The 316-nt window shown below is 62.7% G+C and carries 1 protein-coding gene; it reads left to right on the plus strand.

Features of this window, described 5'->3' with window-relative positions; translation table 11 throughout:
• Positions 1 to 316: TolC family protein (locus EN852_RS38190; RefSeq protein WP_189546581.1), on the plus strand; the 316-nt coding region annotated here is incomplete at both ends.

Below are 316 nucleotides of genomic sequence, written 5' to 3' on the forward strand. Positions count from 1 at the left end.
ATCCTTGCCACCCAGCATCTGGTCGATGCCGCTGCATTTTCGGTGAAATCGTCCGAGGGCGCGCTGTTGCCGCAGTTGTCGGCTTCGGCTGGCGTTTCGGAAAACTACCGCAACGCCATCCCCGACTTGTCAGGTTCCAACGGCAATTCGACGTCGGCCAATATCGGCGCGACGCTGACCATTCCGATCTATTCGGGCGGCCGGACCTCGGCGATCGTGCGGCAGAACAAGGAATCGCTGAGCCAGGCCCGGATCGAAGTCGACGTCAGCCGCGACCAGGTGCGCCAGGCGGTGGCCTCGGCATGGACGCAATACA

The sequence above is a fragment of the Mesorhizobium sp. M2E.F.Ca.ET.209.01.1.1 genome, from assembly GCF_004010375.2.
In the GTDB taxonomy this organism is placed as follows: domain Bacteria; phylum Pseudomonadota; class Alphaproteobacteria; order Rhizobiales; family Rhizobiaceae; genus Mesorhizobium.